At 74.0% G+C, this 9,246-nt stretch carries 6 protein-coding genes; 5 read left to right on the plus strand and 1 reads right to left on the minus strand.

Annotated features, from left to right (window positions below; genetic code table 11):
- The 3 genes from HLB15_RS20595 to HLB15_RS20605 all read left to right on the plus strand — a co-directional run.
- On the plus strand, positions 1-1,274 hold a 1,274-nt coding region (locus HLB15_RS20595), incomplete at its 5' end, for a helix-turn-helix domain-containing protein (protein ID WP_171108170.1).
- Positions 1,275-1,773: 499 nt separating this feature from the next.
- Complete coding sequence (locus HLB15_RS20600) at positions 1,774-4,650, plus strand: choice-of-anchor G family protein (RefSeq protein WP_171108172.1); 2,877 nt, start codon at positions 1,774-1,776, stop codon at positions 4,648-4,650.
- A gap of 133 nt (positions 4,651-4,783) precedes the next feature.
- Entirely contained in the window at positions 4,784-6,157 is a 1,374-nt protein-coding gene (locus HLB15_RS20605; RefSeq protein WP_171108174.1) for a copper amine oxidase, read from the plus strand.
- Between the two features lie 18 nt (positions 6,158-6,175).
- Here the strand turns inward: HLB15_RS20605 and HLB15_RS20610 are convergent, their stop codons facing one another.
- Positions 6,176-6,958, minus strand: a complete 783-nt coding sequence (locus HLB15_RS20610) for a class I SAM-dependent methyltransferase (protein WP_171108175.1) — start codon at positions 6,956-6,958, stop codon at positions 6,176-6,178.
- A 128-nt stretch (positions 6,959-7,086) separates the two neighbouring features.
- On the opposite strand from HLB15_RS20610, the gene HLB15_RS20615 reads away from it, so the two are divergent.
- Together HLB15_RS20615 and HLB15_RS20620 are read left to right on the plus strand one after the other, a co-directional pair.
- Positions 7,087-8,229 carry a hypothetical protein gene (locus HLB15_RS20615; protein WP_171108168.1) on the plus strand — a complete coding sequence of 381 codons (1,143 nt, stop codon included), beginning with the start codon at positions 7,087-7,089 and terminating at the stop codon, positions 8,227-8,229.
- 4 nt (positions 8,230-8,233) lie between these two features.
- Positions 8,234-9,246, plus strand: a 1,013-nt coding sequence (locus tag HLB15_RS20620) for a sensor histidine kinase (RefSeq protein ID WP_171108177.1), incomplete at its 3' end; no start/stop codon positions are given.

Here is a 9,246-nt window from a genome sequence, read left to right on the forward strand (position 1 = left end):
ACGGCGCGCTGGTGCCGGACGGCGTGGGGCCCGCGTGGACCGACCACCTGTGGTGGCGCGAGCCCGACGCTGTCGGCGCACCGGAGCGGGCGGCGGGGGCCCGTGTCGCCGAGGCGCTCCTGCGGCTCGAGGAGTCGGGCGACGTCGCCGACCCCGCCGCGCTGCGCGCCGACCTGCGGCTGATCGGTCGCACGCCCGGCCAGGACTGGGTGGGTGTCGAGACCCAGGTGCGCGCTCTGCTCCTGCTGGGCGACGTCGTGGGGGCGCGCGCGCTGCTCGCCGACCACTCCGGGCCCGCGACGGGCCGGGGGGCCGCCGAGGTCGTCGCCCGGGACCTGGCCGCGGCACGGGTCGCGGCGTTCGACGGGCGCGCCGCGGACGTGCGGTCCCACCTCGGCCGCGCCGCGGAGCTGCGGCCGTCGGTCGACGAGTGGCTCACGGCGCGCGGCATGCGGGCGTCGGCGGACGCCGTCGTCGACGGGACGGTGCCCGCCAGCACGATGCCCCCGCAGGCCGGCTCCTGGTCGGCACGGGCGCTCGGGGAGTACGCGGCGGACCTCGGCGCCGCGCACCTCGTCGTCGGGCAGGCCGAGGGCGCCGTCGCGCTGCTGACCATCGCGCTCGAGCACTGCGCGTGGCCCTACCGCGGCCGGGTGCAGGTGCGGTGCGACCTCGTCGAGGCCGTCATGACCTCCACGCCGCCGGGGCAGGTCGGGCCGCGCGCCCGGCGCCTCCTCGAGCCCGCCGTCGCCCCGGAGGAGCGCACGGCGCCCGACGTCGCGGCGGCCTGGTCCCGGCTCAGCGCGCTGCTCGCCGACGAGGGGGCGTCGTCGCCCACCTTCGAGGCCGCCCTCCACACGCCGCCCGCACCGATGTCGCCCTGGCAGCGCGTGCGCATGCTCGTCGCCTACGGCCGGTACGCCGTCACGCGTGGCGGGCGCACGGCGGGCACCGCGATGCTCGACGAGGCGCGGACGCTGGTGCGCCTCGCGGGCATGTCCGGCTGGCTGCGCGGCATCGACGACTTCCTGGCGGACGCCGACGCCAACGGCGCCGGCCCCGAGTGGGAGGTGCTCGGCGGGCACGAGCGCGAGATGGTGCGCCTCGCCGTCCAGGGGGCGACCAACTCGCAGATCGCGCAGGCGACGTTCGTCTCGGAGCGGACGGTCGTCAACCGGCTGCGCCGTGCGTACGCGACGCTCGGGATCCGGGACCGCCGGGACCTGGTGCGGCTCGCCGAGACCCGTCCGCCGGCCTGGCTCGTCGAGGGCTGACGCAGGAGCTCACGCCACAGGCGGGGCACGCCCGGCGCCCGGAGCGCCTGGCATGTCCCGCCTGACCTGCGTCGTAACGCAGATTTTTCACCCGCTCGGCGTGATGCCGCCCCGCCGACGAAGCGGACTTTCCCGACTTTCTTTCGTATTCACGCGAGTAAAGGTCTTTGTCACGGCTCGGTATGTCATGAACGCACGGCGAGGTGCGTTGCATTGCCTCAACGCACGATTACCGCTCTGCCTGGCAGGTCCCTGGGAACCACTGTTCGCTGAACCCCGGGCTTGGGTGTGCACGAGCCACCGCCCGACCGATCCGGACGTGATCACGTACCGATCCGGACGCTTTTCTTGAAGCGTGAATATGGAGGAGTGAGTTCTTTTGAACCGAACGCAAGTACCGTCCCGGCGCCGGAGGGGAGGCGTCGTGTGGCGCCGTACCCTGGCGACGGCCGCGGCTTCGGCAGTCGTGGTCACGGCCACCGGACTTCCGGCGGTCGCTGTGGACAACTACCCGGAGGAGCCGGCCGAGGCCGCCGCGAGCGTGCTCGACTCGACGCTCTTCCAGAACGCGCTGCTCGCAGCTGCCTACTCGGACGCGGGCTCGGAGTCGAACCCCGGTCCCAACGAGGGCAACCTCAACGTCGAGCTGCTCGGCTCGGAGCTCATCCGTCTCGGCGACGTCGAGGTCCCGCTCGACGAGATCCTGGACTTCGGTCAGCTCGGTGCGCTGGCCAGCAAGAGCGAGGCGACGTCCGCGACCGACGCGTACGCGGTGTCCGGCCTCGCCGGCGCCGACGGTGGCGTGACGCTCGACGGTGAGACCGAGGACTTCGGCAAGGCGTCCGTGGACGTCCTGTCCGTCGCGCGCCTGCTGGGCGTCGACGGCCTGACCGACGAGATCGTCGACCAGCTCCTGCTCGAGGCGGGCGCCGGTGCGGCCGAGGTCAAGGCCGAGGACGGCGTCATCCTGGACCAGGACGGCGTGGGTGGCCTCGGCCAGTACCGCGTGGCCGACCTGGACCTGTTCCTGCACTCCCCGGTGATCGAGAACGCCGCGTCGTCGGTCTACGACATCGGTGGCACGATCGACACGACCGTCGAGAGCCTCATCAACGACAACCTCGACCAGAGCGCCCTCACGGGGCTGTTCGACGCGATCCCGGGCGTCCCGACGCCGTCGATCACCGTCGACAGCAACATGCAGGAGAACCTGTTCCAGTCCGTCGTGGGTGAGCCGATCACCTCGGCCAACCAGCTCATCACGATCGACCTGTCGACGGGGACGCTTGAGGTCCACCTCGACAAGCTGGTGGACAACCCCGACGAGACCGAGGGCGGCCTCAACGAGCTGCCCCCGAACTACGAGCTCATCGACGACACGACCTACCCGCTCATCGCGGAGACCGTGCACGAGCTCATGCAGGAGGTCACCCGCATCCTGCTCGGCGCGATCGAGGACTCGCTGAACTCGGTCACGATCAACATCGCGTTCAACGAGGAGGGCCCGCTGGGCACCCTCGACGTGTCGTGGTCGCTGCCGCTGGCCGACGCTGTGAACGGCAACTTCCCCGAGGCCGTGAACAACAGCACGGGCACCCTGGCGCCGGTCGCCACGGTCCTGGTCAACACCATCAACACGCTCGGCCCGGCCCTCGCGCCGATCCTGGGCCCGGTGTACGACCTGCTCATCAGCGACGAGGGTGACAACATCTTCGAGCTGCTCATCAACGACCTGAAGACGGACTCCATCACGGCTCCGGTCCGCGAGCTCCTCTCGCCGGTCTTCGACGTGCTGGCCCAGGTCATCTCGATCACCATCAACCGCCAGGTCTCCGAGACCACCACCACGCCCGAGGGCGAGGAGGTCGTCAGCAACTTCGACCTGTCGGCGCTGAGCCTCGCGCTGCTGCCGGCCAACGAGGTCGCTCGCATCAACCTGGGCAACGCGGCCGTCCGCATCAGCCCGAACGGTGACGGCGGCCCGGGCGAGGTCGACCCCTCGCTCTCCGTGAACCCGGACTCGGTGGCCCCCGGTCAGTCGACCGTGGCGACCGGTGAGGGCTACACGCCGGACTCGACGGCGACCGTGCAGCTCATCGACCCCGAGGGCAACCCCGTGGGCGACCCGATCCCCGTGGACACCGACTCCGAGGGTGGTTTCAGCACCCCGGTGACCGTGCCGGCTGACGCCGAGCTCGGTGACTACACCGTCGTCGGCACCGACGACACGACCGGCGAGGCCGCCGAGGCCCCGCTCGCCGTGGTCTCCGGCTCCGACATCTGCGCCATGGACCCGACCCTGACGGTCGAGCCCAGCGCCGCCTACCCGGGCGACACCGTCTCCGTCGTGGGCCAGGGCTTCCCGGCCGGCGTGCCGGTCTCGGTCCAGCTGTTCGACGCCGAGGGCAACCCGGTCGGCGACGCGGTCACGGTCACCCCGGACGAGGCCTGCGGCTTCATCACCGACCTGACCATCCCCGAGGACGCCGAGCCCGGCGACCACACGGTGGAGGCCGAGCCGGAGGACGGCAGCGAGGGTGCCGAGGCGCCGCTCGAGGTGCTCGACCCCGACACCAACAACCCGGGTGAGTGCACCGACCCGACCATCACAGCCGACCCGACCATGGTCGAGGCGGGCGACGAGGTCATGATCACCGGCACCGGCTTCCCCGCCGGCTCGACGGTCACCGTGCAGCTCCAGGACCTCGACGGCAACAAGATCGGTGACCCGGTCACCGTCGTGGTGAACGACGACTGCGGCTTCGAGACCCCGATCACGGTTCCCGAGGGCACCCCGCCGGGCGTCATCATCGTCGACGCCCAGCCGGACGACGGCAGCGAGGGCGCGCAGACGCCGATCGCGGTCTGCGAGACCACCGGTGGTGGCGACGGTCGCGAGCTGACGGCGTGGTTCGAGGAGCCGACCCGCACGCACGGCCAGGAGCAGACGTTCTACGCGTCGGGCTTCGAGCCGGGCGAGGAGGTCGTCGGCATCATCAACTCGACCTCGTTCGCTCTGCAGGCGCAGGCCGCTGACGAGGACGGCAACGTCCAGTGGACCTTCACGGTCGACGAGCGGCTCGACGTCGGTCGCCACCAGGGCATCGCGGTCAGCACCGTCGAGGGTGACTCGGCGATGGCGACGTTCGACGTCGTCGCGTCGGCCACCGGTGACGGTGACGGCGACGGTGACGGTGACGGTGCGGGCGCCGGCTCGGACGGCCCGCTGGCCAGCACGGGTGCCAACGTGACGGCCCTCATCGCCGCCACGGTGCTGCTCCTCGGCGCCGGTGCGGTCATGATCAAGCGCCGCCGCGAGATCAGCCAGGCGTTCTCCACCGCGATGGGCCGGTTCTCCGGTTCGAGCAACGCGTGATCCCGTCGGGCTCGCCGGGTCCTGACCCGGTGAGCCCGACCAGGAGAGCCTGAACAGCAAGCACGACCGGCCCGGTGCGACCTCGTCGCACCGGGCCGGTCGTGTCAGGCAGGACCGAGAGGGGGAGAAGGACGTGTCGGAGCTCTCGCGGGGGCGGAGAGTGCTCCCGGCGGCCGTCGCGGCTGCCATCATCGTGGCTCTCGTCGTGGCGGCGGTGCTGATCGTCGAGCGGGCGGCGCCCGCTGCGCCCGCTCCGCGGAGCGACGACCAGGCCGTGACGGGCGCCGCGGCCGTCGACTGCGCCGAGAACGAGCCGATCGCGCGGCAGCTCGCCGGTGGTTCCACGTGGACCATGTGCTGGCGGGTGGACGCGAGCAGGGGGCTGGTGCTCGAGGACGTGCACTTCACGCCCGCGGGTGCGCGGCCCCTGCAGGTGCTGGCCGAGCTGTCGATCGGGCAGCTCGAGGTGCCGTACGACACCGGCGTGCGCAACACCGAGGACATCACCACCCAGGGGTTCGGCGGCAGCCACATGATGTCGCTGACCCCCACCGAGTGCCTGGGGGAGCGCCTCGAGACCTACGTGCCGAAGATCGGCGACGGCTCCGTGGGCGGCGGGGGCGCGCGGCGTCCCGTCCTGTGCCAGGAGGAGAGGGACGGCGGGCTCGCGTACCGCAGCGACGACGGCGCGAGCACCGAGGTCGCGCGCAGGACCGAGCTGCGGCTCGCGACCATCTCGAAGGTGGGCTGGTACGAGTACGTCAGCCAGTACACCTTCGGCAGCGACGGCACCATCCGCTCCGACCTCGGGGCGACCGGCGACCTGTCGCCCGAGGACTACGGGGACGACCCCGCGTACGGCTGGCCCGTCGGCCCGGGGGACAGCGACTACGCCACGAGCCACTCGCACAACGCGGTGTGGCGCGTCCACTGGGCCCTCGGCGGGCCGGGCGGCCAGGCGGTCGAGCAGTACGACGCCGCGCCCACCGGCGAGATCGGTCCCCGGTCACCCCTCGTCGAGGGCGGGCTCACCCGGGTCACGCACGAGGGCACCGCGCGGGCGGCGGACCGTCGGTGGTGGCGCGTGGTCAGCCCCGAGGTGCTCAACGAGGACGGGCACCCGATCTCCTACCAGGTGGAGCTGGGGGCGACGACGCCGTTCCAGCTCACGCAGGACCACAAGCACCCTGACGGCGGCGAGGGCGTCGACGACGGCTACACGATCGCCTTCAGCGAGGCCGACGACTGCCAGCTCTTCGCCACGTCGAACAAGGAGGGCGCGTGCGGCGCGGGCGTGCTCGACTTCGTGCGCGATCGTGCCCCGCTGTCCGACGTCGTCACCTGGGTCGCCGTCGGCTTCCACCACGTGGCGCGCGACGAGGACCAGAGCCCCATGGAGATGCACTGGCAGGGCTTCACCCTGACGCCGCGCGACCTCACCGCGCAGCGCGTCGAGGTGCCCCCGAGCCGTGAGGGCGTCAACGGCAGGCCGGCGCCCCACCACTGAGGCCGGGCCGGCACCCGGTCAGACCCGCCGTGCCTCCACGAGGGTGCGGCGGCTGTGGCAGACGAACGAGCCGTGCTCCGCGATGTGGTCGTACAGCGCGCGGAGCCGGTCACGGTAGCGCTCGACGGTGAAGTCGGGCACGGTCCACAGGACCTTGCGCAGGAAGTGCACCACGGAGGCCAGGTCGAGGAACTCGACCCGCGTCAGCGCGTCCCGCAGCCCGACCACCTGCAGGCCCGCCGCCGTCACGCGGGCCGAGAGCTCGTCGACGTACGCGGCGTCGCGATTCTCCTGCGGACCCATCAGGAACTCGTACAGGGCGCGGTTCGAACCGGCCCCCACCTCCTGCACGAGCAGCGTCCCGCCCGGGGCGAGCACGCGCGCGGCCTCCGGGTAGGGGAACGCGACGGGATGCCTGCTCGTGACCAGGTCGAAGGTGGCGTCGTCGAACGGGAGGCGCACGGCGTCGGCGTCCACCAGGGCGACGGAGCCGCCGAAGGGGGCGAGAGCCGTCGCGGCCAGCCGGTGGTTGGGGGCCCAGCGCTCGGAGGCCCGGACGACGGCGGGGACACGGCCCGCGCGGCCGAGCGCCTCGGCGAACACCTCGCCGCCGCCGGTGTCGACGTCGAGCGCGGCCCGCGCGGACCCCAGGCGCTCGCCGCACAGGCGCACGTAGCCCCAGCCGGGCCGCTCCTCGGTGGCCCGGCCGGTGAACCAGGAGAAGTCCCAGCCGTCCGTGGGGACCGCCGAACCCTCGGCGAGCTGGTCCTCGAACGGGGCGGTGGACGGCGTCGCGGTCATGGCCCGGACGGTAACCACAGGGATCCCCCGCCCACCAGCGGATATCCCCCGACCGGGGGAGGGGTGCACGGGCCGCCGGCGGGACGGTGGGAGCACGTCCCACCACTCACCGACCGGAGGAACCCCTGATGTCACGCCTCGTCCGCGCCACGCTCCTCGGCGCCACCGTCGCGAGCGGCGCCACCGCGCTGCTCGGCCTGTCCTGGCTGGCCGGGCTCCGGCCCACCGCCTACGCCGTCCCCGGGGCCGCGCTGCTGGCCCAGCTCGCCGGGGCCGACGCCGCCACCGTCGTGCACGTCCTGGCCGGGCTGACCGGCGTGGCCGCGGGCATCGCGGCGCTCGCGGGCGCGCTCGGCACGCGGGGGCGCACGGTCACAGCGGCGCTCCAGGTCGCCGTGCTGGGCTTCGTGCTGCAGGGCACCGGCCCCCTCTCCACGGTGGGCTACCTCGTCGCCATGGCGATGCCCGCCGCCGTCGTCGTGCTGCTGGTCCAGGTGGTGCGGCGGTACCGCGTCGCGCGCTGGACCGTCGGCGTGCCCGGGCTCGCGCTGCTGCTCGGCGGCGGGTTCCTGCTCCGCGACGCCGTCGCGGGCGTCGTCCGCATGCTCGGCGCCGGCCTCGCCGAGCACGGTGCCGGGCTGATCCTCTCGCTCCTCCTGCTCGTCACCGGCGCCCTGTGGGCCGCGGTCGGCGCCCAGGCGCTGTCCGGCACCGCCGCTGCGGAACGGGCCACCGCGTGGGTGCTGCGGCACCGCACCGCGATCACGATCGTCGCGGCCACCGGGCCGCTCCCGTACGCCCTGGTCCGCCTCACCTGGCTCACGCCGTGGCCGCAGCTCGGGTTCGACATCGACCTGTCGGCCCGCGTCTGGGGGCTCACGCTGTCCAGCGGCGCCTGGCTCGGCGTCGTGCTCACGCTCGGGCTGATCCGGCCCTGGGGCGAGGTGTTCCCGCGGTGGATGCCCGGGCTCGCGGGGCGCCGCGTCCCCGTCGCCGCGGCCGCCGTGCCGGGCGGGCTCGTCGCCGCCACGCTGATCTTCTCCACCGTGCCGATGCTCGTCATGTTCAGCGACCAGACGCTCGGCCAGGCGGTCCTGGGCGCGATCGTCTTCCCCTGCTGGTACTGGGGCCCGGCCCTGGCGCTCGCGGTCTGGGGGTACGTCGCCCACCGGACCCCCGTGGACCGGGCCCGCGAGAACCGGGCAGAGCCCGCCGAGCAGGCGGCGCGTGTGCCCGGCCTGGCGAGCCCGGTGGCCGACCGGAGAGGATGACGTCATGGCGACGACGCGGCGGCTGGGGCGGCAGGTCGTCCGGTGGTTCGCCTGGCACATGCTGGGCGCGGCGATCGGGCTGGCGCTGGCGCTGCTCGTCCTCGGCCTCCTCGGCGTCCTGACGGACACGGCGGGCACCACGGCCGGTACCGTGCCTGCGCCGGTCGTGGCCGCCGTCACCGTCGCGGCGGCCGTCGCCCTCGGGCTCGTGCCCGGAGCCCGGGAGCTGGAGGTCACCGCGGCCCGGGCGCTGCTCGGCACCGACGACGAGCTGGTCAGCCCCGCCCGCCCCCGGCTCGCGCACCGGGTCAGGACGGCGGGCTGGGTCGTGCTGCACCTCGCGGTGGGTCTGGTCGTCGCGTTCGCCCTGTTCGCCCTGGTTCCCGCTGCGGTGGTGATCGGCGCGGAGGCCGTCACGGGCCGTTCGGTGGGGTCGACGGTCCCGCTCCCGGGGAGCGGGGGCGAGGCGGCCGCCCGGGTGGCGGCGTGCGTCGTCGGCGGGCTGCTCGCGCTCGGCGCGACCTGGCCGCTCGGCGCCGCGGCGTCGGCCCTCGCGGGCCGGGTGCTCGGCCCGACGCCCCACGACCGGATGGAGACCGCACTGGCCCGCGCCCGCCGCGAGGCCGAGCACACGCGGCTGGCCCGCGAGCTGCACGACGGTATCGGCCACGCGCTCACCGTCGTCAGCGTGCAGGCGGTGGCCGGACGGCGTGTCGTCGCGACCGACCCGGAGGCCGCCGCCGGCGCCCTCGCCGCCATCGAGGACACCGCGCGCTCGGCGCTCGACGAGCTCGACCAGCTCCTCGCGGTGCTCCGGTCCGGCACCGGCGGCGACCCGGCCGGCGGCGACCCGGCCGGCAGCGACGGCACCGACGACGACGCGCCCCTCGCGCTCGCCCCCGCGCTCGGCGATGTCGTCGCGGCCCACCGCCGGGCAGGCCTCGACGTGCGGGAGGACATCGACCTGCCGCCCGGTCTGCCCGCGCTGCTCGGCCGCACCGTCCGGCGCGTCGTCAC

The organism is Promicromonospora citrea (assembly GCF_013004695.1).
In the GTDB taxonomy this organism is placed as follows: Bacteria; Actinomycetota; Actinomycetes; order Actinomycetales; family Cellulomonadaceae; genus Promicromonospora; species Promicromonospora citrea.

What these genes read in the sequence shown, in the direction of transcription:
- HLB15_RS20610 (WP_171108175.1), bottom strand. Translation starts at nt 6,958, where the DNA reads ATGACCGCGACGCCGTCCACCGCCCCGTTCGAGGACCAGCTCGCCGAG.
- HLB15_RS20615 (WP_171108168.1), top strand. Translation starts at nt 7,087, where the DNA reads ATGTCACGCCTCGTCCGCGCCACGCTCCTCGGCGCCACCGTCGCGAGC.